Origin of the sequence: Mycobacterium sp. 2-64, assembly GCF_035918375.1 — a bacterium.
Classification (GTDB): Bacteria; Actinomycetota; Actinomycetes; order Mycobacteriales; family Mycobacteriaceae; genus Mycobacterium; species Mycobacterium intracellulare.
Window position 1 is genome coordinate 4,269,994 of the sequence record NZ_CP142361.1, and the last position, 23,947, is coordinate 4,293,940.

At 67.8% G+C, this 23,947-nt stretch carries 28 protein-coding genes; 12 read left to right on the forward strand and 16 right to left on the reverse strand.

Annotated elements, in window-relative coordinates:
* The first annotated feature begins 182 nt into the window (after positions 1 to 182).
* Together QGN31_RS19745 and QGN31_RS19750 are read left to right on the forward strand one after the other, a co-directional pair.
* Entirely contained in the window at positions 183 to 1,760 is a 1,578-nt protein-coding gene (locus tag QGN31_RS19745) for a pyruvate, phosphate dikinase (RefSeq protein ID WP_014941413.1), read from the forward strand.
* Entirely contained in the window at positions 1,757 to 2,371 is a 615-nt protein-coding gene (locus QGN31_RS19750; protein WP_009957540.1) for a hypothetical protein, read from the forward strand. The genes QGN31_RS19745 and QGN31_RS19750 overlap by 4 nt, the downstream gene beginning before the upstream one ends.
* On the opposite strand, the gene QGN31_RS19755 is transcribed toward QGN31_RS19750, so the two are convergent.
* The 3 genes from QGN31_RS19755 to QGN31_RS19765 all read right to left on the reverse strand — a co-directional run bounded on the left by QGN31_RS19755 (position 2,372) and on the right by QGN31_RS19765 (position 5,152).
* A complete protein-coding gene (locus tag QGN31_RS19755) occupies positions 2,372 to 3,613 on the reverse strand; it encodes a WS/DGAT domain-containing protein (protein WP_043954555.1) in 1,242 nt (413 codons plus the stop codon).
* A gap of 4 nt (positions 3,614 to 3,617) precedes the next feature.
* Positions 3,618 to 4,520 carry an alpha/beta fold hydrolase gene (locus QGN31_RS19760; RefSeq protein ID WP_008254405.1) on the reverse strand — a complete coding sequence of 301 codons (903 nt, stop codon included), beginning with the start codon at positions 4,518 to 4,520 and terminating at the stop codon, positions 3,618 to 3,620.
* 143 nt (positions 4,521 to 4,663) lie between these two features.
* On the reverse strand, positions 4,664 to 5,152 hold the full coding sequence (locus QGN31_RS19765; RefSeq protein ID WP_043955617.1) for a VOC family protein: 489 nt from the start codon (positions 5,150 to 5,152) through the stop codon (positions 4,664 to 4,666).
* Between the two features lie 120 nt (positions 5,153 to 5,272).
* On the opposite strand from QGN31_RS19765, the gene QGN31_RS19770 reads away from it, so the two are divergent.
* A complete protein-coding gene (locus tag QGN31_RS19770; RefSeq protein WP_008254400.1) occupies positions 5,273 to 6,136 on the forward strand; it encodes an alpha/beta fold hydrolase in 864 nt (287 codons plus the stop codon).
* Positions 6,137 to 6,145: 9 nt separating this feature from the next.
* Here QGN31_RS19770 and gnd read toward each other — a convergent pair whose 3' ends face one another.
* Both gnd and QGN31_RS19780 read right to left on the reverse strand, forming a co-directional pair.
* On the reverse strand, positions 6,146 to 7,168 hold the full coding sequence (gene gnd, locus QGN31_RS19775) for a phosphogluconate dehydrogenase (NAD(+)-dependent, decarboxylating) (RefSeq protein ID WP_009953426.1): 1,023 nt from the start codon (positions 7,166 to 7,168) through the stop codon (positions 6,146 to 6,148).
* A 16-nt stretch (positions 7,169 to 7,184) separates the two neighbouring features.
* Entirely contained in the window at positions 7,185 to 8,594 is a 1,410-nt protein-coding gene (locus QGN31_RS19780; protein WP_014384005.1) for a glucose-6-phosphate dehydrogenase, read from the reverse strand.
* Between the two features lie 122 nt (positions 8,595 to 8,716).
* On the opposite strand from QGN31_RS19780, the gene QGN31_RS19785 reads away from it, so the two are divergent.
* Positions 8,717 to 9,550, forward strand: coding sequence for an adenylate/guanylate cyclase domain-containing protein (locus QGN31_RS19785; protein ID WP_014941410.1), 834 nt, complete (start codon positions 8,717 to 8,719; stop codon positions 9,548 to 9,550).
* Here the strand turns inward: QGN31_RS19785 and QGN31_RS19790 are convergent.
* Positions 9,502 to 9,711 carry a hypothetical protein gene (locus QGN31_RS19790; RefSeq protein WP_014381976.1) on the reverse strand — a complete coding sequence of 70 codons (210 nt, stop codon included), beginning with the start codon at positions 9,709 to 9,711 and terminating at the stop codon, positions 9,502 to 9,504. The genes QGN31_RS19785 and QGN31_RS19790 overlap by 49 nt on opposite strands.
* Positions 9,712 to 9,857: 146 nt before the next feature.
* Between QGN31_RS19790 and QGN31_RS19795 the strand changes: the two genes are divergently transcribed.
* Complete coding sequence (locus QGN31_RS19795) at positions 9,858 to 10,541, forward strand: hypothetical protein (protein WP_014384004.1); 684 nt, start codon at positions 9,858 to 9,860, stop codon at positions 10,539 to 10,541.
* Positions 10,542 to 10,589: 48 nt separating this feature from the next.
* On the opposite strand, the gene QGN31_RS19800 is transcribed toward QGN31_RS19795, so the two are convergent.
* A complete protein-coding gene (locus QGN31_RS19800) occupies positions 10,590 to 10,913 on the reverse strand; it encodes a putative quinol monooxygenase (protein WP_009953431.1) in 324 nt (107 codons plus the stop codon).
* Between the two features lie 362 nt (positions 10,914 to 11,275).
* Positions 11,276 to 11,908, reverse strand: a complete 633-nt coding sequence (locus QGN31_RS19805) for a peptidoglycan endopeptidase (RefSeq protein ID WP_371286264.1) — start codon at positions 11,906 to 11,908, stop codon at positions 11,276 to 11,278.
* A 151-nt stretch (positions 11,909 to 12,059) separates the two neighbouring features.
* On the opposite strand from QGN31_RS19805, the gene QGN31_RS26385 reads away from it, so the two are divergent.
* Positions 12,060 to 12,404, forward strand: a complete 345-nt coding sequence (locus QGN31_RS26385; protein ID WP_442792208.1) for a hypothetical protein — start codon at positions 12,060 to 12,062, stop codon at positions 12,402 to 12,404.
* Between the two features lie 73 nt (positions 12,405 to 12,477).
* Here the strand turns inward: QGN31_RS26385 and QGN31_RS19815 are convergent, their stop codons facing one another.
* The 5 genes from QGN31_RS19815 to QGN31_RS19835 all read right to left on the reverse strand — a co-directional run bounded on the left by QGN31_RS19815 (position 12,478) and on the right by QGN31_RS19835 (position 14,610).
* A complete protein-coding gene (locus QGN31_RS19815) occupies positions 12,478 to 12,861 on the reverse strand; it encodes a hypothetical protein (RefSeq protein ID WP_014941409.1) in 384 nt (127 codons plus the stop codon).
* 98 nt (positions 12,862 to 12,959) lie between these two features.
* Positions 12,960 to 13,358 (reverse strand): VOC family protein, encoded by a 399-nt coding sequence (locus tag QGN31_RS19820; RefSeq protein WP_009953435.1) that lies wholly within the window; start codon positions 13,356 to 13,358, stop codon positions 12,960 to 12,962.
* Between the two features lie 78 nt (positions 13,359 to 13,436).
* Complete coding sequence (locus QGN31_RS19825) at positions 13,437 to 13,988, reverse strand: VOC family protein (RefSeq protein ID WP_038535279.1); 552 nt, start codon at positions 13,986 to 13,988, stop codon at positions 13,437 to 13,439.
* A gap of 57 nt (positions 13,989 to 14,045) precedes the next feature.
* Complete coding sequence (locus QGN31_RS19830; RefSeq protein ID WP_014941408.1) at positions 14,046 to 14,417, reverse strand: type II toxin-antitoxin system VapC family toxin; 372 nt, start codon at positions 14,415 to 14,417, stop codon at positions 14,046 to 14,048.
* Positions 14,404 to 14,610 carry a type II toxin-antitoxin system VapB family antitoxin gene (locus QGN31_RS19835; protein WP_026071432.1) on the reverse strand — a complete coding sequence of 69 codons (207 nt, stop codon included), beginning with the start codon at positions 14,608 to 14,610 and terminating at the stop codon, positions 14,404 to 14,406. The genes QGN31_RS19830 and QGN31_RS19835 overlap by 14 nt, the downstream gene beginning before the upstream one ends.
* 238 nt (positions 14,611 to 14,848) lie before the next feature.
* Between QGN31_RS19835 and QGN31_RS19840 the strand changes: the two genes are divergently transcribed.
* Positions 14,849 to 15,511 (forward strand): class I SAM-dependent methyltransferase, encoded by a 663-nt coding sequence (locus QGN31_RS19840; protein WP_014384000.1) that lies wholly within the window; start codon positions 14,849 to 14,851, stop codon positions 15,509 to 15,511.
* A 79-nt stretch (positions 15,512 to 15,590) separates the two neighbouring features.
* On the opposite strand, the gene ychF is transcribed toward QGN31_RS19840, so the two are convergent.
* Complete coding sequence (gene ychF / locus QGN31_RS19845) at positions 15,591 to 16,664, reverse strand: redox-regulated ATPase YchF (RefSeq protein WP_014941407.1); 1,074 nt, start codon at positions 16,662 to 16,664, stop codon at positions 15,591 to 15,593.
* A gap of 141 nt (positions 16,665 to 16,805) precedes the next feature.
* Between ychF and QGN31_RS19850 the strand changes: the two genes are divergently transcribed.
* Complete coding sequence (locus QGN31_RS19850; protein WP_193375537.1) at positions 16,806 to 17,951, forward strand: DUF6542 domain-containing protein; 1,146 nt, start codon at positions 16,806 to 16,808, stop codon at positions 17,949 to 17,951.
* Between the two features lie 45 nt (positions 17,952 to 17,996).
* On the opposite strand, the gene QGN31_RS19855 is transcribed toward QGN31_RS19850, so the two are convergent.
* Positions 17,997 to 18,995: a 4-hydroxy-3-methylbut-2-enyl diphosphate reductase gene (locus QGN31_RS19855; protein ID WP_008254378.1), complete on the reverse strand. Its 999-nt coding sequence runs from the start codon at positions 18,993 to 18,995 to the stop codon at positions 17,997 to 17,999.
* An 89-nt stretch (positions 18,996 to 19,084) separates the two neighbouring features.
* On the opposite strand from QGN31_RS19855, the gene QGN31_RS19860 reads away from it, so the two are divergent.
* The 4 genes from QGN31_RS19860 (at position 19,085) to QGN31_RS19875 (ending at position 22,349) form a co-directional block, all read left to right on the forward strand.
* Positions 19,085 to 19,684 (forward strand): lipid droplet-associated protein, encoded by a 600-nt coding sequence (locus tag QGN31_RS19860; RefSeq protein WP_009953444.1) that lies wholly within the window; start codon positions 19,085 to 19,087, stop codon positions 19,682 to 19,684.
* Positions 19,681 to 20,928, forward strand: a complete 1,248-nt coding sequence (xseA, locus tag QGN31_RS19865) for an exodeoxyribonuclease VII large subunit (RefSeq protein ID WP_014383998.1) — start codon at positions 19,681 to 19,683, stop codon at positions 20,926 to 20,928. Before QGN31_RS19860 ends, xseA begins: the two co-directional genes overlap by 4 nt.
* Positions 20,918 to 21,187, forward strand: a complete 270-nt coding sequence (locus tag QGN31_RS19870; protein ID WP_008254374.1) for an exodeoxyribonuclease VII small subunit — start codon at positions 20,918 to 20,920, stop codon at positions 21,185 to 21,187. The genes xseA and QGN31_RS19870 overlap by 11 nt, the downstream gene beginning before the upstream one ends.
* Positions 21,188 to 21,248: 61 nt before the next feature.
* Positions 21,249 to 22,349, forward strand: coding sequence for a 3-beta-hydroxysteroid dehydrogenase (locus QGN31_RS19875; RefSeq protein WP_014383997.1), 1,101 nt, complete (start codon positions 21,249 to 21,251; stop codon positions 22,347 to 22,349).
* Here the strand turns inward: QGN31_RS19875 and QGN31_RS19880 are convergent.
* Positions 22,346 to 23,890 (reverse strand): carboxylesterase/lipase family protein, encoded by a 1,545-nt coding sequence (locus tag QGN31_RS19880; protein ID WP_014941405.1) that lies wholly within the window; start codon positions 23,888 to 23,890, stop codon positions 22,346 to 22,348. The two genes, QGN31_RS19875 and QGN31_RS19880, sit on opposite strands and share 4 nt — an antisense overlap.
* Positions 23,891 to 23,947 lie beyond the last annotated feature (57 nt).

A 23,947-nucleotide genomic window follows, 5' to 3' on the forward strand; every position in this document is an offset into this window, starting at 1 on the left:
AAGACAAGAGCCGCCGAGCAGCTACGGCGCTTTATCCGCTGGTACGTGTGGGAACATAGCGGGCGTTCCGACGTCGGCATCGGTAGCTAAGTCCACAAAGGGGGTGCACCACGGCTCGCACCGCATCAGGTAGCGGCGCCCACCGCCATGCGTCGAGCGGGGCCACGCGTGCCGAGCATCCCGTGGTGTTGCTGGACGGCGCATCGAACCACCCGCGCGAACTGCTGGGCAACAAGGGCCACGGCATCCAGACGATGCGCCGCCACCAGCTGCCGGTGCCGCCCGCCTTCTGCATCACCACCGCGGTGGGGCTGCGGTACCTCGCCGACCCCGCGGCGACGATGGACGCCATCTGGGACGACGTGCTCGACCGGATGGGCTGGCTGGAGACCCAGACCTCGCGCACGTTCGGACGGGGACCGAATCCCCTGCTGGTCAGCGTGCGCTCGGGCGCCACCCAGTCCATGCCGGGCATGATGGACACCATCTTGGACCTTGGCATCAACGACGACGTCGAGCAGGCGTTGGCGGCGGGCGACCCGACGTTCGCCCGCGACACCCGCCGGCGGTTCTGCGACATGTACCGCCGCATCGTGGGCGGCGGTGAGCAGCACGACGTTCCGTCCGACCCGTACGCTCAATTGCGCGCCGGCGTGGAGGCCGTGTTCGCCTCGTGGAACTCGCCCCGCGCGGTCGCCTACCGCACCCACTACGGTTTCGGTGATCAGCACGGCACCGCCGTGGTCGTCCAGGCCATGGTGTTCGGGAATTACGGCCCCAATTCCGGTGCCGGGGCATTCATTTCACGCAATCCGATAACCGGCGACAACGAGCCGTTCGGCGAGTGGCTCCCCGGCGGCCAGGGCGACGACGTGGTGTCGGGATCGGTTGAGGTGCAACCGATCACCGCGCTGCGCGACGAGCAGCCGGCCGTCTACGACGAGCTGGTCGCCGCCGCCGGCACCCTCGAGCGGCTGGATGCCGACGTCCAAGAGATCGAGTTCACCGTCGAAAGCGGCAAACTGTGGTTGCTGCAGACCCGGGCGGCGGAGCGGTCGGCGCAGGCCGCGGTGCGCACGGTGCTGCAGCTGCGGCACGAGGGACTCATCGACGACGCGGAAACACTGCGGCGGGTGACCCCGGCCCACGTGCAGACCCTACTGCTTCCCGCGCTTCAGCCCGAAATACGCTTGGCGGCGCCGCTTTTGGCCAAGGGGCTGCCGGCCTGCCCGGGCGTGGCGTCGGGCACGGCATACACCGACGTCGACGAGGCGCTGCGTGCCGCCGACCGTGGCGAACGGGTGATCCTGGTGCGCGATCACACCCGGCCCGAAGACGTGTCGGGCATGCTGGCGGCGCAGGGCGTCGTCACCGAGGTAGGTGGCGCCGCCAGTCATGCGGCGGTGGTCAGCCGCGAATTGGGCCGGGTGGCGGTGGTGGGCTGCGGCCAGGGCGTGGCGGCGTCGCTGGCAGGCAGACAGATCACCGTCGATGGCGCCGAAGGTGAAGTGCGCGAAGGCCTTTTGGCCTTGTCCGCGTGGTCGGAAGACGATTCGCCGGAGCTGCGCCAGCTGGCCGACATCGCGCGACGCGTCAGCCCGCTGCGCGCCCACGTCACCGGCGACCATCCGCGGCTGGACGACAACTCCGAGGCCGCCGTGCGCGCCGCGATCGACCGCGGACACACCGACGTGGTCTCGGCCACCCCGTTGATCGTCATGCTGACCGCGCTGCGGCTGGCCGCGAGGGCGGCGCCATGACCGAACTGGATGTGCTGCAAGGGGTCCGGCTCAAGGGCCGGGTGAGCAGAACCGATCTGGCCGCGACATTGGGGGCCGATCCCGGCGACATCACTACCATCGTCGAGCAACTGACCGCGGCGGGCCTGCTGGCCGAGGGCGCAACCGTGCAGATAACCCGCGCCGGCAGCGACCGGTTGGCGACGCTGCTGGCCGAGGAGCGCGAGGGCATCGATGCGGGCGCGATGGCCGCCGCGTACAAGGACTTTCGCGCCGTCAACGCCGACTTCAAGCGCCTCGTGACGGATTGGCAGCTCAGGGGAGGCCCCGGAGGCGTTCCCAACACCCACGACGACGCCGAGTACGACGCCGCCGTGCTCGCCCGCCTCGACGACGTGCACGCCCGCGCCGTGCCGATCGTCGAGGCCGCCGCGGCCCAACTGCCCCGGCTCAACGCCTACGCGACGAAACTTGCTGCGGCATTGGACAAAATCAAGGCCGGGGAGACCTCCTGGCTGGCCAGGCCGCTGGTCGACTCCTACCACACGGTGTGGTTCGAGCTGCACGAAGAACTCATCGTCGCCGTCGGCCTGACCCGCGAGGAAGCGGCCAGATCCGGCGACGCGCAATAGCTAAAGGGCCTCGTCGAGCAGCGCCGTGTAGGCGTCGATATCGGCAACGGCCGAGGCCGCCGCGTGCACGCTGATCGCGATGGTGTCGCCGATGCCGTGCACGCCGTGCGTCAGACCCATCATCGGCGACAGCGCCGGATATCCGGCCGTCAGCACCACCGGGGCGCCGCCGAAACTCAGGTCGGCGGCGCCGCGGTAAACGCTGGACACCACGGTGTTGCCGGCCACCTGCGTCGGACGCTGGTCGAGGTCGAACTGGTTGATCCCCCAACGCAGCAGCGGCGCGGGCACCGCGGCGAAGGCCCGGTCGGCGGCCCGCGTGGCCGGATGCTCGAACCGGCGCCGGCCATCGGCCAACTCGGCCGCGATCCGCCGCAGCCGCGCATCCAGATCAAGCTCTGGGTACAGCCCGACGACCACATTCCCGAAGTGGTTATTGGCATGAGGCACACCGGGTTTGGCCATCGGGACTTCGGCCCCTAACGTCTCGGATCCCGGTCCCAGCAGTCGATACAGCGCGGTCGACACGGCGGCGAGAGCCCCGACGGTTACCGTGGGCCCGCGAAGCTGCGCGCGGGGACGCACCAGCGTGCGCACCGAGCGCGCGCCGTTCGGGCGGGCATTCGTCGGCAACAGCGGGCGGGGCCCGGCACCGGGCGTCAGCACGCCCGCGCGGATATCGCGGACCCGGCGGCGGTCGGCGCGGGCCGCCTGCACGGTCCGCCACGGCAGGAACCCCGCCGGCAACCGTCGCACCTCGGGCACCGGAACGTCCCGGCCGAACAGCCAGGCCGCCATCGCCGCACCGCGGCCCCCGTCTGCCAGCGCATGCGCGAGCTGCACGACCGCGACCGCGCCCGGGCCGTCGACGCCCGGGATGCCGTCCACCGGCGTGAACAGGTGCACCTGCCAGGGCATCCGGCGAACGTCCAGCTGGCTGTTGGCGAGGCCGGCGACCGCTTCCAGGCACGCACCCCAGCTGCGCTCGACGGGTTCGTGGCGCACGATCTGCTCCGACACCACCCGAGCGGGAACCCACTGCGGATACCTCAGTAAGGACCGGTCGTGGACCCGCACCGACAGGGCGGGGCAACCATTCGCCCGGCGGCGAACCTGTTCGACGGCACGGCCGAGGTCGGCGGGCTCGCCGGCGAAGGCGTACAGCAGGAACTCGTCGCTGGGGATTTTCGCCGACATCCAGTAGAACTGCGCATCGACGGTCGCCATCCGGCGCGCAGTCATCGCGTCAGCCGGGTGGGCCGACGAACGCAAGCACCCGCTCGGCCACCTTCTCGGGCTGTTCGAGCTGCAGGAAATGCCCGGCGTGATCGATGATGGCCACGTCGCTTCCGGGCGGCAGCACTTTTTCCGTCCAGTGCGCGAAAGCCGGAGTCATGCAACCGTCGTCGAGGCCGTGCAGATACAAGCTCGGCAGGATGGGCGCCTCGGTCCAGCGCTCGTTCAGCTCGGCGTACCGCTGCGGGGGCTTGGTGTTGCGCAGGGTGGCCCGGTAGGTCCCCAGGGCCGCGCGCCAACTTTCCGGCGTGCCGATCGCGGCGTCGACGTGCCGCAGATCCTCGTCGGCACCGCGATAGCCCGGCGACCATCGCCGCCACAGCAGCGGCAAGATCCAGCGCGCGGAACGCTCTGGCAGCAAAGGCAATTGGAAATAAAACATGTACCAGCTGCGCAACAACTGGCGCGGCAGCTGACGGGCCAGCCGGCCCCGCTCGCTCACCTGCCCCCGGAACGCGGCCGAGACCGGCACCGACATGATCACGGCTTTGGTGAACGGGCTGTTGGGCATCGCGGCCAGGCCGGTGGCCGCCAGCGCACCCCAGTCGTGACCGATCACCACGTCGCGGTCGGTTCCTCCCGCGGCCGCCCGCACGCGCAGGGCGTCGTCCATGATCGCCCCGACGTGATAGCTGCCGTCCTCGGGAATCGACGAGGGCGCGTATCCGCGCATGAACGGCGCGATGACCCGCCAGCCCGCCGCCGCGAGGAGCGGGGCCATCTTGCGCCAGCCGTAGGCCGTGTCGGGAAAGCCGTGCAGGCATAGGGCGATCGGACCGTCGGCGGGTCCCCAGGTCAGCGCCTTGAGATCCCCGGGCGGCCCCGGCACGTCGATCCACCGCGGCTCGGTCATCTCGCGTTGTCCGCCATATCCACTCCTGTTCGGCGCGTCCGCACGGACAAACCTAACCCGTGGGACTCCGCGATGCACCGACCGGCGCGGGATATTCGTCAAATATGGCCCGCCTCAGGGGGTTTCGCGGTCAGAGTGAGTCATCACCGCGCGGGGTCGCCGGACGCCTCCGCGGCCCGTTCCAGCTCGGCGATGATGATCTTGCGCATGCCGTACATCGCCTGGGTGGCGGCCGCCGCCCGGGCGCGATCGGGATCGCCGATCAATTCGTAGAGCCGATCGGGGACGATTTGCCAGCTCAGGCCGAAGCGGTCTTTGAGCCAGCCGCATCGCGATTCCTCGCCGCCGTCGGTCAACCGGTCCCAGTAGTAGTCGACCTCGTCCTGGTCCTTGCAGTGGACCGTGAAGGAGACCGCCTCGCTGAACTGGAAGTGCGGACCGCCGTTGATCCCGATGAACCGGGCGCCGTCGAGCACGAAGCTGCCGGACAGGACGGTGCCGGGCTCCCCAGGTCCGGCGTCGGTGGTCCGGTTGAGCCCCTCAATGTGGGAGTTCGGAAACACCGAGGTGTAGAAGCCGGCGGCTTCCTCCAGGTTGTCGTCGAACCATAACGACGGGGTGATCGATGGCATGTGCATGGCCTCCTGGGTCGCTCGTGGGGGTTCGACAGACAGACCCCCGCGAACACGGAAAGTCATCGCGCCGTCGACCCGCGCAAGAGTGCTTATGCGACCTATGTAACGTCAGGACGCATGAGCACCGTCAGCAGCAGCCCCCAGACGGTTGAGTTTGCCGGCGCCAAGGGCATCACCCTGATCGCCGACGAATGGAATCGGGGCACCGATGCCGCCGGCCGGCCGAGCATTCTGATGCTGCACGGGGGCGGCCAGAACCGGTTTTCGTGGAAGAACACCGGTCAGAGGCTGGCCGACGAGGGTTTGCATGTGGTGGCCCTGGACTCCCGCGGGCACGGTGACAGCGATCGCTCACCCGATGCCGACTACGAGATCGAGACGTTGACGACCGACGTCCTTCGGGTGCTGGACGCGATCGGGCGGCCGGTGACGATCATCGGGGCGAGCATGGGCGGGTTGACCGGCATCCTCGCCGCGCACCGGGCCGGCCCGGCGAAGGTGACCCGCTTGGTGCTGGTCGACGTGGTGCCCCGCTTCGAGAAGGGCGGCAGCGCCCGCATCCGCGATTTCATGTTCAGCGGCCTCGAGGGGTTCGAGTCGCTGGAGGAAGCGGCCGACGCCGTCGCCGCCTACCTGCCCTACCGCAGCAAGCCCCGCAGCCCCGAGGGGCTGAAGAAGAACCTGCGCCTGCGCGACGGCCGCTGGTACTGGCACTGGGACCCGGCGTTCATGACCAAGCCCGGCGACGATCCCGAACTGCGCACCGAGAGCTTCGAGCAGGCCGCCAAGAACCTGAGGATTCCCGTCCTGCTGATCCGCGGCAAGCTCTCCGACGTGGTGAGCCCCGAGGGCGTTCGGCACTTCCTGGCCACCGTGCCGCGCGCGGAGTTCGTCGAGCTGTCCAACGCCGGGCACACCGCGGCCGGCGACGACAACGACGCGTTCAGCGACGCCGTGGTGAAATTCGTCCAACGCCACTGACCAGTTCGGTCAGTTCGCCGGCTTCTCCGCGTGCCCGCCGAATTGCTTACGCATCGCCGAAAGCGCCTTGTTGGCGAAGTCGTCGAGCGAACGCGAGGCGAAGCGCGACTGCAACGCGGTGGTCAGCACCGGCGAGGGGACTCCCTCGTCGATCGCGGCGATGGACGTCCACCGTCCCTCTCCGGAGTCCGAGACGCGCCCGGAGAATTCCTTCAGCTCCGGGGATTCGTGCAGGGCGATCGCCGTCAGATCCAAGAGCCAGGACCCGATGACGCTGCCGCGCCGCCACACCTCGGCGACCTCGGGGATGTCGAAGTCGTACTGGTAGAACTCCGGATTCGACAGCGGCGCCGTTTCCGCGTCACCTTCCTGGACGTGCTTGCCGATGTCGGCGTTGCGCAAAATGTTCAGCCCCTCGGCGAGCGAGGCCATCATGCCGTACTCGATGCCGTTGTGCACCATCTTCACGAAGTGCCCGGCGCCGGCCGGCCCGCAATGCAAGTACCCCTGCTCCGACGTCGCGACCTCGCCGTCGCGGCCCGGTGTGCGCGGTGCCGCGTCGACGCCCGGCGCGACGGTGGCGAAGATCGGCTCGGCGCGCGCGAACGCTTCGTCGTCGCCGCCGACCATCAGGCAGTACCCACGTTCGCGGCCCCACACCCCGCCGCTGGTGCCGCAGTCCAGGAAGTGAATGCCCTTCTCCGACAGCGTCTTTGCGTGGCTGATGTCGTCGCGGTAGTAGGAGTTCCCGCCGTCGATGACGATGTCGCCGGACTCGAGTGTCTCGGCCAGTTCGTCGATCACCCCGGTGGTGATCGTCCCGGCCGGCACCATCACCCATACGACGCGCGGCGCGGTCATCTTCTCGGCGAGCTCTTGCAGCGAGGACACCCCGGTGGTCTTGTCCTCCCCCGCCATCGCCTCCACCGCGTCGGGGTTGTGGTCGTACACCACGCATTCATGTCCTCCCGCGACCACGCGTCGGACGATGTTGGCGCCCATCCGGCCGAGGCCGATCATCCCAAGCTGCATGCTGTCCCTGGTCTCCTTACTGTTTCGTGGCCGTGCTGCGCGGCAGCCACGGCTCCTGCCAGGCGTGGTGGCCACGCACCAGCGCTTCGGCGGCCTCCGGCCCCCAGGAGCCTTGGTCGTAGTGGTGGATTCGACCCGGCTTGTCCAGCAACGGCTGCACGATCCGCCACGTCTCTTCGATGGCGTCCTCGCGGGCGAACAGCTGGCGATCTCCGTTGAACGCGGCGTAGAGCAGCCGTTCGTAGGGGCGTACCGGCTCGCCGAGATCCTCGGCGAACGACGAGTCCAGGTGAACGTCGTGCCACGAATCGCCGACCTGAGCGGACAGCTGCAGCCGCATCCCGGGGTCGGGGTCGATGCGCAGCACGATCTGGTTGGGATCGGGTGGGCGACGGTTGGGCAGGAACGAAAACCCGGGGACATGGTGCAGGAACATCCGGACCTCGGTGACCTTTTCCGGCAGCGCCTTGCCGGCGCGCAGGAAGATCGGCACGCCGGCCCAGCGCCAGTTGTCGATCTCGGTGCGCAGCGCGACGTAGGTCTCGGTGGTGGAATCCTTTGCCACGCCGGCGACTTCGGTATAACCGCGGTACTGCCCACGCACGCAGCGCTCCGGGTCCAGCGCGGGCATGGCCCGGAAAACCTCGGCCTTCTTGTCGTTGAGGTCGTCGGCGCCGGCGCCCACCGGGGGCTCCATGGCGACCAGCGCCAGCACCTGCAGCAGATGGTTTTGCACGACGTCGCGCAGCGCTCCCACCGCGTCGTAGAACTTGCCGCGGTCCTCGATCCCGAAGTCCTCGGCCATGGTGATGTGGATCTCGGAGATGCTCTCGCGGTCCCACAGCTTCGCCAGGCCGTTGTTGGCGAAGCGCAGGTACTGCAGTTCTTCGACGGGTTGTTTGCCCAAAAAGTGGTCCACGCGCAGGATTTGGTCTTCGTCGAGCACCGCGCGCAGCCGGGCGTTGAGGTCGCGCGCCGACTCCAGGTCGTGGCCGAACGGCTTCTCGATCGCCACCCGCGCCCGCTCCAGCAGGTCGGCCTTCGCCAGGTTCTCCACGATGGGCGCGAACAGCGCCGGCGGCATCTCGAGGTAGTAGAGCGGATGCGCGTCCGAATCGATCTCCTTGGCGAGCTGCTTGTAGAGATCGGCATCGGTGACGTCGCCGTGCAAGTAGGAGATCCGGCCGGCAAGCCGGTCGAACACCGCGTCGTCGAACTTCTCGCCGGATTTCTGGATGGCGTCGCGCGCCCGGTCCAGCAGCTGCTCGGTGGTGATGTCGTCGCTGGCCACGCCGATGATCGGGTGGTGTAGCTCGTCGCGACGCTCGAGGCGATACAGGGCGCGAAACGTCATCTTGCGCGCCAGGTCGCCGGTGATTCCGAAGATCACCAGCAGGTCGGATGAATCACCGTCGCCGTCGGCCAAAACCGCTCCTCCCGAAAGTCACCTGATGGGACGCCCCTGAGATCACTACCCGCGGCCGGCGGCCTCAACCCTAGACACTGCTCACAGGGCCGACAACCTAGCCGGACCGCGGCCTTGCAAGGATGACCGGCATGGGTGACGCGCTGCATGTCTCGGTCTACATTCTGGCCGGGTTTGCTGCGATCGAGGCCATCGGGTTGGCGGTGCTGTGGCAGCTGCTCGCGCGCAGTCAGCGCGAGCTCGACGAGCTGCGCCAGCGAAACGACGCCCGCAGCTGGTTGCTGTCGGGCGGCCGCGAAGCCGTGAAGACGGTGTGGAACACCGCCAACCTGGTGCGCAAGGAGGGCTTCGGGGCGGCGGTGCGCAGCTCGATCGAAGACCTCGCGGACTGGGCCGAGGTCGAACGGCCCGACCTCGCGCGGGTCACGCCGGACGGCCGGGTGGTGATCCTGTTCTCCGACATCGAGGAGTCCACCGCGCTGAACGAGCGCATCGGGGACCGGGCGTGGGTCAAACTGATCAGCTCGCACGACAAGCTGGTCTCGGATCTGGTGCAGCGGCGGTCCGGGCACGTGGTGAAGAGTCAGGGCGACGGATTCATGATCGCCTTCGCGCGCGCCGAAGAGGCGGTGCGCTGCGGGATCGACCTGCAACGCGCGTTGCGCAGGGATGCAAACCGCAAGCGGCACGAGGAGATTCGCGTTCGGATCGGCATCCATATGGGACGGTCGGTGCGCCGCGGCGATGACTTGTTCGGCCGCAATGTCGCCATGGCGGCGCGGGTCGCGGCACAAGCCGCCGGTGGCGAGATCTTGGTGAGTCAGCCGGTGCGGGACGCGCTTTCGGAGTCCGAGGGCATCCGTTTCGACGGCGGCCGCGACGTCGAGCTGAAGGGTTTTTCGGGCAGCTATCGGTTGTTCGCCGTTGAGCCCTCGGCCGATCCCGGCCCGGACTGAAGGCCTCCCCCTTCGTATTCGGCCAACCGCTGATGCAACCGATTGCGGACCTCGTCGGCGGTGTAGGCGCGCCGCTTGCGCTGGTCGCGAGCCACCAGCACGCCCCCGGCGACGACGCCGGCGGCACCGGCCAGTCCCAGCCACTTCCACACACTGCGCATGAGACCAGGCTATGCGTAGTCCCCGTCGTCGCGCGCTGGTTGTGATTGACTGGTGTGCCCGCGAGGCACGGCACCGCGACGCGCAGGCGGGCTCAGGAGACGAGGAGACCGGCGAAAGCCGCAGCGGCGAACGGGCTTACACAACCATGCTCACCTTGAACCAAGCGCTCGAGGAGACCCGTACGGGCGATCTTTGGCTGTTTCGCGGCGGTTCGGGACCCGACCGTGCCATCCAGACCTTGACGAACGCCCCGGTGAACCACGTGGGAATGACGGTGGCCATTGACGACTTGCCGCCGCTGATCTGGCACGCCGAACTGGGTGACAAGCTCGCCGACCTGTGGACGGGGACGAACCACCGGGGCGTGCAACTCAACGATCTGCAGCAGTCCGTCTTGCAGTGGACCCAGCGCTACCACCAGCGGTGCTGGCTGCGCCAGCTGACGCCGCCGGCCAACCGCGAGCAAGAGAACAAGCTGCTGCGCGTCATCGCCCGCATGGACGGCACCGCGTTTCCGACCACCATGCGCCTGACCGGCCGGTGGTTGCGCGGCCGCCTGCCGAACGCGTACGACTGGGCGCGCGGAATCCCGGTCGTGGACAGGAAAGTTCGAGAGTCGACGCTGCGGCGCAAGGAGCGCCAGCGCCTCGGCCTGGAGGCCGCCTACTGCGCGGAAACGGTGGCCATCACCTACGAGGAAATGGGTTTGATGGCCACGGAGAAGTACTCGAACTGGTTTGACCCCGGCTCGTTCTGGAGCGGTGAGAGCCTGCCGCTCACACCGGGATACGCGCTGGGCGACGAAATCGAGATCGTGGTGGCCGGCTAGCTTGGGGGGAAGGGTGTCTGGCCGGCCGCCGACATCCGTGGCCGGCGGCTAGCCGACCGACATCTCGCCCATCTCGGACCACCCAGTGGCATCGAGCGTCTGGTTGATGATCTTCGGCGTCGACTTCAACGCCTGCGGAAGTTCGTGCATGGCCCGCTTGAAGTGATCGCTGTTGACGTGGACACCGCCCGCCTCATCGTCGCGGAACGCTTCCACCAGGACGTACTCCGCCGGGTTGTCCAGGCTGCGCGACCACTCGAACCACAGGTTGCCCTCCTCGGCACGAGTCGCCGCCGTGAACGCGGCGACGAGTTCAGGCCACCGGTCCGTCCACTCGGGTTTGGTTTCGAACTTGACGACGATGAAGATCATTGCGGCCCCGCCTCGGTTCGCCGATTTCGGTGTGCCCGCACCGCAGGCAGCGCCAGCCTATCTGGCGGCGGGCACTGTTGCGGCGGGGTGTCGGGCGCGTTTCCGGTCAGCGAACGCGGCAGCAAAGTGTTCTCACGAGTCACAAGCAACCCATGAGAAACTTTCGCCGCGGCGCGCACTTCCGCCACTTTTCCGAAGGCAGTGTCGTAGCTCACACACGACTCGGCGATCGTGTCATTTCACTATTGTGCCGGCCCGTCGGGATGGCCGCCGCCAATCGTCGGAAAGAACCGATAAATGGCCGACGGCACGCATTTCATTTGTTATGAATCCGCAATTACCGCGCTGTCGGACAAATACAATTAAAGTGCCGGCGGGGTGTCCATCGGCGGTGCCGGAGCGTCGATCAAAACGGCGGGCTCTTCCGGCGGGGGCGCGGGCGCGTCCGCCGGCGCAGGAGCGTCGGGCGGAGGCGGCAAAGCGTCCGCCGGCGGAGGGGCGTCGGGCGGCGGCGGCAACGCGTCCGGCGGCAAAGCGGCGTCCGGCGGCGGCGGCAACGCGTCCTCCAACTCCATCGGAAGGAACATGTGATGCGTGAATCCGGCCTGGTAGGCGCCGGGGCCGCCCACGTGGACGCCGCCGCGCTCACCGCTGGCCACCGACGTCCCGTCGGGCAGCGTCACCGCGGTGTGGCCACCGTTCCATCCGATGACCAAGGCGTTGGGCGCGGTCCCGTATTGGAACCCTCGCGCCAGCAACGCCGCTTCTTCGTTTCCGGTATTAAATCGATCCCCAAAAACTGGCCTATCGGTTGCGGCATTCGCAATCCACGAAGCGAGTCCCGAACAATCGGTCCCGGCGGGAGAATCTCCGCCCGCGATATACGGCGTGCCGGAAACCTGATTGATCAACGACATCAATGTAGCAATAACGACCATGGGCAGCGAGGCTAGCAATAACATATATTGCCAACCAAAATTTGTGGCGCACGTCATTCGGTAAACCAACAATGACCTGTGCCGCAGCTAAAGCAAATTTATTACACACGGGTATATTTTTGGCGGCAAATTGCCCGCATTTAGGCGATGCCGTCCAGGGGTACCTCGGTCGCGTCACCCATCAGGCGGGGTCAGGGCCCCGTTCGCTTTGCGCAATCTCGCGGTCAACGTCGGCCTGGTCCCGCTCCGCGCGCGCCTGTGCGCGCTGCACCCCTTCATCGGCGCGCCGCAGTCGCGCGCGTTCCTGCTCTTCGCTCGTGCCCTCGCGTTCGTCCGCGCGCTGCTCTCGTTCGTCCGCCGCCCGCTCGCGCTCGTCGGCAATCTGGTCGCGCTGGTCGGCAATCCCGTCCCTTTTGCCGGCAAGAAATTCACGCTTTCGGAGCTCAGCCTCCTGCCGGACCAGGGCCCTTTCGCGCTCCTCGAGCGCGTCGGGCCCGCATTCCGGCCCCTCAGGCGGCTCGGCGCGGTCGTCTGCGGCCACAGTTCACCCTAGCCCCGGGAGGGTTGACCGTTAGCGCCGCCAATCGCGTCTGATCAAAGCGGCCTTGGCCCGAGACGGTGCCTGCTCAGATGGGCGTCCATATCCCGTTGTTCCACAGGCCCCAATCGGCGTCGGTCGGGTTCCACATCAGTTGAGCCCCCGGCGCCCACGCCGGTTGAGGTGGCTGCGGCGGCGCCCACGCCGGCGGGGGGCCCCAGGGACCCCAGCCCGACGGGGCGGTCGGGCCGCCCGGATGTTGCCACTCGTGGCAGCGATTCCAGTCCCAGTCCAAGACGTTGCCCCAGGCCGGGTTCCATGGCTCGCCCGGGCACCAGTGGTCGGTGGGCGCCGGCGCCGCCTGCGCGCCCGGGCCGCCGGCCAGCCCCAACGCGGACAATGCCAACCCGCTGCTCACCAGCACGCGCGCAGCCCGCCGCGGCCACGGTCCCGTTCGCTTGACAATCGTCATCTCCCCAGGATTTCCCTGGACCGGGATCCGGGCAAGTAGTTCTGCGGATCATCTGCAACCTGCAGGTCCGTCGACCGCCTCATCGCGGCGCCCGGCGATCAGAGCCCGAACTTCGCGCGCGCCTCGTCGGTGACCGGAGTGAACAGGTTGACGAGGTTTCCGTCGGGATCCCGGAACAACAGCGCGCGGTTGCCCCAGGGCATGGTCGTCGGCGTCGTCACGACCTCGGTGACACGCTCGCGCAGCCGCTCGAACTCGGCGTCCACGTCCTCGACGATGAATTCCACGATTGCGCTCCGGTTCGCCGCCGGCTCGGCCGATCCCGCCCCGAACAGCGGCACCGTCTTGTCGCTACCAATGGCCAGCGTGCCGGCCGGGGTCGGAATCTCCGCGAACAACTCGTTGCCCCACACGGCCGCGATCTGGGTGACCATCTCGTAGAAACCCACCAGGCGCTTGACGTCGGCGGTGATGATGCGGGTCGATACGAACTTCATGCGGTCCTCCTGCGGGCCCCGGCGGTGTGGGTGTCGTGCGGGAAGGATGCTAAGCGCCACCCCCGACAACGGCGGCGGTCATCGGGCCGGCAGGGTTCTCCTGGCCTGCATCGTGACGCCCGGGACCGTGTTCGCCAGGTCCGGCCGACTCTTCGCGAAGGCACGAATCGCGCGATAGAACGCCCAAAGTTGGCGAGGCGTAGGGACTTTCGGCACCCAGGCCAATTCCCAGTGAATCCCATTGATCGGGTCGTCGAAGAACACCGCGTAGTAGCCGGGCCAGTACTGCGGGTACTCCTTCGGCTCGTCGGTGACCGGGATCGCACGTTCGACCAAGAATTCACGATGGAAGCGGTCGACCTCTGCCCTACTGCGCGCCCACAACGCGATGTGGTTGATGCCGACCGCCTGATCGGAGTGCGTCAACTTGTCGCCGGTGCGGGCGGGTTGGATGCCGATGTAGCTGTGCGGGTTGACATTACGCGTCATGTAATACGTCGACTGGTATTCCATGTTGAGCGACGAGAAGCTGCTGTAGCCGAGCCAGCCGAACAACGCGTCGTAGAACGCGATCGAGTCGTCGTAGTCCAACACCGCGAACTCGACGTGACACACGCCCCGCCACCGCATAGCGCCTCCTTGTGTGACTGTTGAAGCGGAGCTGGATGACGGCTGCTCCAAACAACGTCACGACTCATCGACGATCGCAACACCCACTTCTTTACACGCCGCTTTCAACTTCTTGTCCCTCGTCCAAAGCCGTGCACCGTCGACGACAGCAACCGACCCAAGAAGGTGGGCGTCGATTGCGCTCAATCCCCTTCCCCACAAGCGGCGACGGTCAACGAGATGGAGGATTTCCGCGTGCGTCAACAACGGAAACTCGCGCAGCTGGGACAGCAATCTCAGTACGTCGTCGCGCTGCTTGATCATACCGAGTGCCAGCTCCTCGATCACCATTTGGTGGCAACCGATTTCGTCGTTGGTCAAGCGGCCGACGAGGCGATGCTCGGCGACGTGCAGATGGTCAATCCATATCGATGTGTCAACGAGGATCACGGGTCGGCGGCCTCCGCCGCGGGGCGGCCGACGCCTTGGGGTCCGTGCCGCCGAGCGCCGCGAGACGGCGGGCGCTCTCTACCCGAATGAGGGTCTGCAATCCCTGACGGAGAAGCGCCGCACTCTCCGTCACGCCGGTCAGTTCCGCCGCCTGAGCCAGTAAGGCATCGTCGATGGTCACTGTTGTCCTCATCGACACCTCCATACGCATCATTTGATGCATACCATGATGCCACAAGTCGACCGGCGAGTCCTTCGGGCCATGATCACGCGGCCGGCGTTGGTCTGGGACGGAGCTAGACGTTGAACCGGAACTCCACGACGTCGCCGTCGGCGCGTCGTCACGATGTGCTGGACGATATTCGTCCGCCGACCGGACACCTTCGTTGCCCAGGCTCCAGTCACTTCATCCGATAAGCCGTGCCGCATCAGTGTCCGTGCTCTACGGTCGTCAAATGGGTGTCCGGGACGCGGTCATGGCGGGTATTGCTCAGCAGCTCGGCCATCCAAGTGGTCTGCGCGGGCGGTTGGTTGGTGCGGCGCTCAATCGGGGCAACCGGCGCTTCGTGAGCGCCGCCGCGCGGGCGCTGCAACCCGATGAAGCATCGGCGGTGGCCGATGTCGGATTCGGTGGCGCAGTGGGGCTGAAATTCCTGCTCGACAGTGTCGGTCCGTCGGGCAGAGTTCACGGTGTCGAGGTGTCGGAGACGATGCTCAGCCGAGCCGCGCGACGCTACCGCCGTGACATCGCAACCGGGCGGCTGTCGTTGCATTCCGGGTCCATGACGCAGTTGCCCTTTCCCGATGGGGCATTGGACGGCGCCATCACCGTCAACACCATCTACTTCGTCGCCGAGCTCGACAGAGCGTTCAGAGAGCTTGCCAGGGTGATAAACGGTCGGGGCCGACTCGTCATCGGACTGGCCGACCCCGACGTCATGGCAAAACTGCCATTCACGGAACACGGCTTTCACCTCCGTCCGGTGCCGGACGTGATCGACACGTTACGCAGCACCGGCCTCACGGTCGAACACCGCCAGATCAGTGGAGACGCCAACGCACGGCACCTGCTGATCGCCCACGGCGTCGCGTGAGAGGTCGCGAACGAGTGCGGGACATCGATCGAGGCAGACTTTCGACTTCGTTCGCCAGCGACCGCCCTACTTTGATGGCTTAGACGTTGAAGCGGAACTCCACCACGTCGCCGTCGGCCATGACGTAGTCCTTGCCCTCCATGCGGACCTTGCCGGCCGCCTTGGCCGCCGCCATCGAACCCGCGGCGATCAGGTCGTCGTAGGACACGATCTCGGCCTTGATGAAGCCCTTTTCGAAGTCGGTGTGAATCACCCCGGCGGCCTTGGGAGCGGTGTCTCCCTGGTGAATCACCCAGGCGCGCGCCTCTTTTGGGCCCGCCGTCAGGTAGGTCTGTAGCTTGAGGGTGTGAAAACCGGCCCGCGCCAACGCGTCTAGCCCCCGCTCGGTTTGCCCGATGGACTCGAGCAGCTCGGCGGCGGATTCGTCATCCAACTCCTGCAGCTCGGCCTCGATCTTCGCGTCCAGGAACACCGCGTCGGCGGGGGCGACCATCGCGGCCAGCTCGGCCTTGCGGGCATCGTCGGTCAGCACGGACTCGTCGGCGTTGAACACGTACAGAAACGGCTTGGTGGTCATCAGGTTCAGCTCGCGCAGCAGGGACGCGTCGACGCCGGCCGCGAACAGCGTCTTGCCCGAGTTCAGGACCGCCTCCGCGGCGACGGCCGCCTCGTGCACCGGCTTGCGTTCCTTGTTGTTGCGGGCTTCCTTCTCCAGGCGCGGCACGGCCTTCTCCAGGGTCTGCATGTCGGCGAGGATCAGCTCGGTCTCGATCACCTCGATGTCCGAGCGCGGATCGACCTTGCCGTCGACGTGCACGACGTCGTCGTCGGCGAACACCCGCACCACCTGACAGATCGCGTCACACTCGCGGATGTTGGCCAGGAACTTGTTGCCCAGCCCGGCGCCCTCGGACGCGCCCTTCACGATCCCGGCGATGTCGACGAATGTGACCGGCGCCGGCACGATTTTCTCGGAATCGAACATCTCCGCCAGCTTGTCCAGCCGCGGATCGGGCAGCGGGACGACGCCCTCGTTGGGTTCGATCGTCGCGAACGGGTAGTTGGCCGCCGCCACGTTGTTCCGGGTCAGCGCGTTGAACAACGTGGACTTGCCGACGTTGGGCAGGCCGACTATTCCCAGGCTCAGGCTCACAGGGAGCCAAGTCTAGGGGCCGCGGGCGTGCCGGACGATCGGGACCGCCACGCGGCCGAGCGTGCGCGGGAATGGGGCACGCCACAGGATCGCTACGAGGTATTTACGAGCCTTTCGGTCCATTCCCGGTACGGTCTACATGTGTCAGCACAGCGGGCTAGTGCGACGGTGGATGGTGCTCACCGTTCGGTCCACCCCAACATCCCAGGCGCCCCCTGGTATGCAGCCCTGCTTATCGCCGTCACCGCGACAGCTATCGGCTACGGAATCGACGCTGGTCACAAGGAACTGACCCACGTCTTCGCGGGCTTCTATATAGCGGGTTGCGTGGCGGCGGTGCTCGCGGTGCGCCAGGACGGCATTTTCACCACCATCATCCAGCCGCCGCTGATCCTGTTCTGCGCCGTGCCCGGCGCCTACTGGCTGTTCCACGACGCCAAGATCGGCCGCCTCAAAGACCTGCTGATCAATTGCGGCTATCCGCTCATCGAGCGCTTCCCGCTCATGCTGGGCACCGCCGGCGCCGTCCTGGCGATCGGACTGGCCCGCTGGTATTTCGGAAACGCCCAGGGCACGAAGGCGACGAGCACGTCGACCGATTCCGCCGGCGCCACCGGCGTGCACGTCAAGTCCTTCTTCAACAGCATCGGCGCCAAACTGCAGTCGGCGCTGCAGCCCGATGCCGATGACACCGACGAGGCCACCGAGTCGCGCCGCGGCCGCACGTCGGGCTCGTCGGCCAGGACACGCAGAACGGCGCGCGACGGTCGCTCCTCCACGCGTTCCCGCTCCCGGCATGCGCGACCGTCCCTCGACGACGAGTCGGTCGAGCGGCCCGAGCGTCCACGGCGCAGTACCCGCCGCAACGCTGCGGCCGCCCGCGACTACGACGCCGAACCGCCCCGCCGGTCACGGCGCCGGCCCAGGCCGGAGGGCGACCCGGACTTGCGCGGCCAAACCCCCCGGGAGCCGCGCCGCGAGCCGCGCACCCGCCGCAATCCCTACGAGCGACCCTACGACCGGCCCGCGCCCCGCGGCAGCCGTTTCGACGGCTTTGAGCCCTACGGCGACAGGTACGAGGAGAGCCGCGAGCCCTATGAGCCGCGGCGCCGGCGGCCCCCGTCGACCGGGAGCGGCGGCACGCATCACCCCATCTCGCAGGTCCGCTACCGCGGCGGCACCCAGGACCAACCGCGGGAGCCGCACACCGAGCGCCGGAGTCGCTCACGCACACCGGGTCGCGCGCACGGGCGGCCCGCGGCGGAATCCTGGGAGTACGACGTCTAACGGCGCAGCCGGGCGCGGCGAGTCACCGCCAGCGGTCCAAGGCCCTCAGCGGGCTGAGCGGATCTCGCGCGGCAGCGCGAACACGAGGGTCTCCTGCGCGGTGGTGACCGGTTGCACCAGGTCAAAGCCGCACTCGGCGAGCCGCTCGAGCACCCCTTGCACCAAGACCTCGGGAACGGACGCCCCGGACGTGACGCCGACCGTGGTGACTCCCTCGAGCCAGGCCGGGTCGATGTCATCGGCCCAGTCGACCAGGTGGGCCGCGGCGGCCCCGCCGCCCAGCGCCACTTCCACCAGGCGCACCGAGTTCGACGAATTGCGCGACCCGACGACGATCACCAGCTCGCACTCCGGCGCCATCGCCTTGACCGCAACCTGCCGGTTTTGGGTCGCATAGCAGATGTCGTCGCTGGGCGGGTCCTGCAGCTTGGGGAATCGTTGCCGCAGCCGTTCGACGATTTCCATGGTCTCGTCGACCGACAGCGTGGTCTGCGAGAGCCACACCACCTTGTCCTCGTCGCGAACCGTCACGTTGTCCACGGCGGCGACCCCGTCGACCAGCTGCACATGGTCGGGCGCCTCCCCGGCGGTGCCGACGACCTCCTCGTGGCCCTCGTGGCCGATGAGCAGGATGTCGTAGTCGTTGCGGGCGAATCGCCGGGCCTCGTTGTGCACCTTGGTGACCAGGGGGCAGGTGGCGTCGATGGTGTGCAGGTTGCGTTCGGCGGCCGCCGAGTGCACCGAGGGGGCGACGCCGTGCGCGGAGAACACCACGATGGCGCCTTCGGGCACCTCGTCGGTCTCCTCGACGAACACCGCACCGGCCTTTTCCAGCGTGCTGACCACGTGCCGGTTGTGCACGATCTCGTGACGCACATAGACCGGCGGCCCGTGCTTTTCCAGCGCGCGCTCCACGGTCTCGACGGCCCTGTCCACGCCCGCGCAGTAACCGCGCGGCTCCGCCAGGAGCACGCGCTTGCGGGTCGGGGGGACGGCGACCGAGCTGGCTGCGCCGGGAATCCCCATGTCGACGGTCGAGGGCATGTCCCCCAGGGTACGTTCTGCCGACACGGGGCTGCCAGCTCGCGGCGGCGGGCTTGGAGTTAGCCGCCGCTTAAGGCAATCTTGGACCCATGGCTACTGCACCGTATGGGGTTCGGCTGCTGGTCGGCGCGGCGACGGTCGCCGTTGAGGAGACCATCAGGCTGCCGAAAACCATCCTGATGTACCCGATGACACTGGCCAGTCAGGCGGCGCACATCGTGATGCGCTTCCAGCAAAACCTCGCCGAGCTGGTGATCAAGGGGGACAGCACCCTCGAGTCGATTTTCCCGCCCAAGGACGAGAAGCCGGAATGGGCGACGTTCGACGAGGACGTGGACGACGCGATCGACGGGGCTTATGCCACGGTGACCGACGGCGGCGAGGGCGAACGCCGGGCCGAGGGACGGTTCGCGCTGTACTCGGTGGCCGACGCGCACGAAGATGCCAGCGCGCTGACCAAACCCGCCCGCCCATCGAAGAAGCCGGCGGCCGGCGCGTCGGTCTCGCAGCCGGCGGTGGCCACCGAGCTGGACTACTCGGCGCTGACGTTGGCCCAGCTGCGGGCCCGTCTGCAATCGCTGAGCGTGGATGAACTCGAAGACCTGCTGGCCTACGAGCAGGCGACCAAGGGCCGCGCCCCGTTCCAGACGTTGCTCGCCAACAGGATCACCCGCGCGAACGCGAAGTGACCCGAGCCAATACGTCCGAACCGAATTCCGCGGAAAACCCTTTTCCGGTGCGCGCGGTGGCGATCCGGGTGGCCGGCTGGATCGACAAGCTGGGCACCGTCTGGGTGGAGGGTCAGCTCGCCCAGGTCTCGATGCGGCCCGATTCCAAGACCGTGTTCATGGTGCTGCGTGACCCCGCCGCCGACATGTCGCTGAGCGTGACGTGCCCGCGCGACCTGGTGCTGAATGCGCCGGTGAAGCTGGCGGAGGGCACGCAGGTGGTGGTGTGCGGCAAGCCCTCGTTCTACACCGGTCGCGGCACATTTTCGTTGCGGCTCAGCGAGATTCGCGCGGTGGGGGTCGGAGAGCTGCTGGCACGCATCGATCGGCTGCGCAGGCTGTTGGACGCCGAAGGGCTTTTCGATCCGCGGCTCAAGCGCCCAATCCCCTTCCTGCCCAACATGATCGGCCTGATCACCGGCCGGGCGAGCGCGGCCGAGCGCGACGTGAGAACGGTGGCGGCGGCCCGCTGGCCTGCGGTCCGTTTCGCGGTGCGCAACACGGCGGTCCAGGGGCCCAGCGCGGTTGCGCAGATCGTCGACGCCCTACGTGAGCTCGACCGCGACGCCGACGTCGACGTCATCGTCCTCGCCCGCGGCGGTGGCAGCGTCGAGGACCTGTTGCCGTTTTCCGACGAGACGCTGTGCCGCGCGATCGCGGCGTGCCGCACCCCGGTGATCAGCGCCGTCGGCCACGAACCCGACAACCCGCTGTGCGATCTGGTCGCCGATCTGCGTGCGGCCACCCCGACAGACGCGGCCAAAAAGGTGGTTCCCGACACCGCGGCCGAACAGCGGCTGATCGACGACCTGCGCCGGCGCAGCGCACAGGCGTTGCGCAACTGGGTATCTCGCGAGCAACGTGCCCTGGCCCAGATACGCAGCCGCCCGGTGCTCGCCGAGCCACTGACGGCGCTGAAGGCACGCGCGGAGGAGATTCACCGCGCCCGGTCGGCGATTCGCCGCGACATCACCCGGCTGGCCGCCACTGAAACCGAACGGATCGGCCATCTGAGCGCGCGGCTGGCGACGCTGGGCCCGGCGGCCACATTGGCGCGCGGCTATGCGGTCGTGCAATCGGTCGGTCCCGCCGAGAGCCGGGTGCTGCGTTCGGTCGACGACGCGCCGGCGGGCACCCGCTTGCGGGTGCGGGTGGCCGACGGCGCCGTGGCCGCCGTCAGCGAGGGGCCGGCCGATGGCCCGTAAGAATGACGCCGGGGAGGGCCCCGCCGAGCCGGAGGGGACCGAATCCATTACACCTATTAGTCAGCTGGGCTACGAAGCGTGCCGGGACGAACTGATCGAGGTCGTGCGGCTGCTGGAGCAGGGCGGGCTGGACCTCGATGCGTCGCTGCAGCTATGGGAACGAGGCGAACAGCTGGCTAAACGCTGCGAGGAGCATTTAGCTGGCGCCCGCAAGCGGATCGAGGACGCGCTCGCCTCCGGCGACGCCGACGACGCCTGAGACCCGCAACATCGGAGGGCTGCGTTGAAAGATTTTTTCCGAACTGGAACACGTTTCAGTTATGATTTCGCGCATGGGTGATGCATCTCTGACGGCCGAGCTCGGCCGCGTCCTGGTCACCGGGGGGTCCGGATTCGTCGGCGCCAACCTGGTGACCACCCTGCTCGACCGCGGGCATCAGGTCCGCTCGTTTGACCGCGCCCCTTCGCCGCTACCGGAGCATCCCCAGTTGGAGGTGCTGCAGGGAGACATCACCGACACGGCCGTGTGCGCCCGAGCGGTCGACGGCATCGACACGGTGTTTCACACCGCGGCGATCATCGACCTGATGGGCGGCGCGTCGGTGACCGAGGAGTACCGCCAGCGCAGCTTCGGGGTCAACGTCGGGGGCACCGAGAACCTGGTCCGCGCCGGGCAGGCGGCCGGGGTGCAGCGCTTCGTCTACACCTCGTCGAACAGTGTCGTGATGGGCGGCCAGAACATCGCGGGCGGCGACGAGACGCTGCCCTACACCGACCGGTTCAACGATCTGTACACCGAGACCAAAGTGATCGCCGAGCGATTTGTATTGGGCCAGAACAATGTTGACGGCCTACTGACGTGTGCGATCCGGCCCAGCGGCATCTGGGGCCGCGGCGACCAGACGATGTTCCGCAAGCTGTTCGAGAGCGTGATCGCCGGTCACGTCAAGGTGTTGATCGGCCGCAAATCGGCCAGGTTGGACAACTCCTACGTGCACAACCTGATTCACGGTTTCATCTTGGCGGCCCAGCATCTGGTACCCGGCGGCACCGCACCCGGTCAGGCGTACTTCATCAACGACGCCGAGCCGATCAACATGTTCGAGTTCGCGCGGCCGGTGATCGAGGCCTGCGGCGAGAATTGGCCCCGCGTCCGGGTGAACGGCCCCGTCGTGCGCGCGGCGATGACGGGTTGGCAACGGCTGCATTTCCGGTTTGGGATACCGGCGCCGCTGCTCGAGCCACTGGCCGTCGAGCGGCTGTACCTGGACAACTTCTTCTCGATCGCCAAAGCGTCTCGTGACCTCGGCTATCAACCGCTGTTCACCACGGAGCAGGCGCTGTCGGAATGTCTGCCGTACTACGTGGGCATGTTCGAGCAGATGAAGCGAGACGCGTTGACGGCCAAGGTATCCGGTTAGCGAAAGCTCACCATCTCGCTGCCCCAGGCGGCGCGGATGTTCGCGTCGACGTCATGGGCGAGGGTGTCCTTCTTGCCGATGAGCAGGCAGGCACGGTCGGTCGCCCGGTAGCGGGGCCATTCCGGCTCACCGGCGGGTCCCGCGGGCGCGCCGTGCGCGGCGAAGTTGATCCATCGGGTGCGCACCCTCTTGGAGACCGCCTTGGCGGTTCTGGTGCCGCCGAGCTTCAGCGTGGGATCCTTGGGCGCACCGAGAGTTCCCCAGACGTAAGGCAATTCGGTGGCGTGCGCGGCTCCGACCGTCAGCAGCCTCAACAACGGGGTGGAGTAGTCGAACCGGTACAGATACACCGGTGCCGCGTGGGCGTGTCCCTCGGCCAGCCACACCGAGGGCATCCGGAAGCCGACGTCGGTGGCGATGCTCAAACTCCGCGCCTTGCGCCGCAATCGCGAATACGCCGAGCCGATCTCCTCCTCGGTGGGCAACTGCAAATCGGGTTGCTCGGCGGCGATCTGGTTGAACATCGAGGTGATCGCGCTCGGGGTGATCGGCATCAGCGGCGAGCGCATCAGCCGGAAGAGTGCCGCCTCGTGTTTGTTGGTGCCGATGATCAGCGGGACCGGGTGGGTGCGGCCCTCCTGCGCCAGCTTGACCGGGTAATCGCCCAGCACGTCGCCATCGACGATCGGCACGAACGCCAGCGTTCCCGGGTTGCGCGCCGGCACTTCGTCGAACACCTCTTGCGACGCGGCCAGGATCGCCGCCATCGGCATGTCGACCAACCGCTGCGCCTCCGACGGGGCGATCCCCAGTTTGCCGAGGAAGGCTTGGGTGACCCGGTGCGCGCGGTCGCGGTCGTACACCGAGGTGGCCGGCGAGCTCTGCGCGATCGCGCCGGCGAACAGGCCGTCGGCCGCCGGGCTGGCCAGCAGCGTCGTGACGATGCCCGCCCCGGCGGATTCACCGAACAGCGTGACCCGGTGCGGATCGCCGCCGAAGGCGGCGACGTTGTCGCGCACCCACTCCAGCGCCGCGAGCGCGTCGCGCAGCCCGACGTTCGAGTCGAACCGTCGCCCCGCGGTGTCCAACGACGTCAGGTCGAGGAAGCCGAGCACGCCGAGCCGATAGTTGACCGTCACCACGACGACGTCGCCGTGGCTGACCAACCTGCTGCCGTCATAGAGCGTCTGGCTGCTCGATCCCAGGACGTAGGCGCCGCCGTGCAGCCACACCAGGACCGGTTTGGCGTCCCCGGGCCGGGTCTCAGAGGATGCCCAGACGTTGAGCCGCAGGCAGTCCTCGCCCTGCGGTGCGCCCAGATCCAGCGGCATGTTGGGAAACACCGGTTGCGGGCAGGCCGGCCCGAACACGCTGGCGTCGGCGATCTCGGTCCAACGCTCGGGCGGTTGCGGCGCCCGGAAACGTAAGTCGCCCACTGGCGCCGCCGCGTAGCGGATGCCCTTCCACGCCTTGACGCGGCCGTCGTCGACGCCGCGGACCGGGCCGTTGCTGGTTTCGACCACCAGGTCGTCGATCGCCATGCGCGTGCACAATCTCCCGAGTGAGCTCAACAGGGTCGTTACGCCATTATCGTCGAC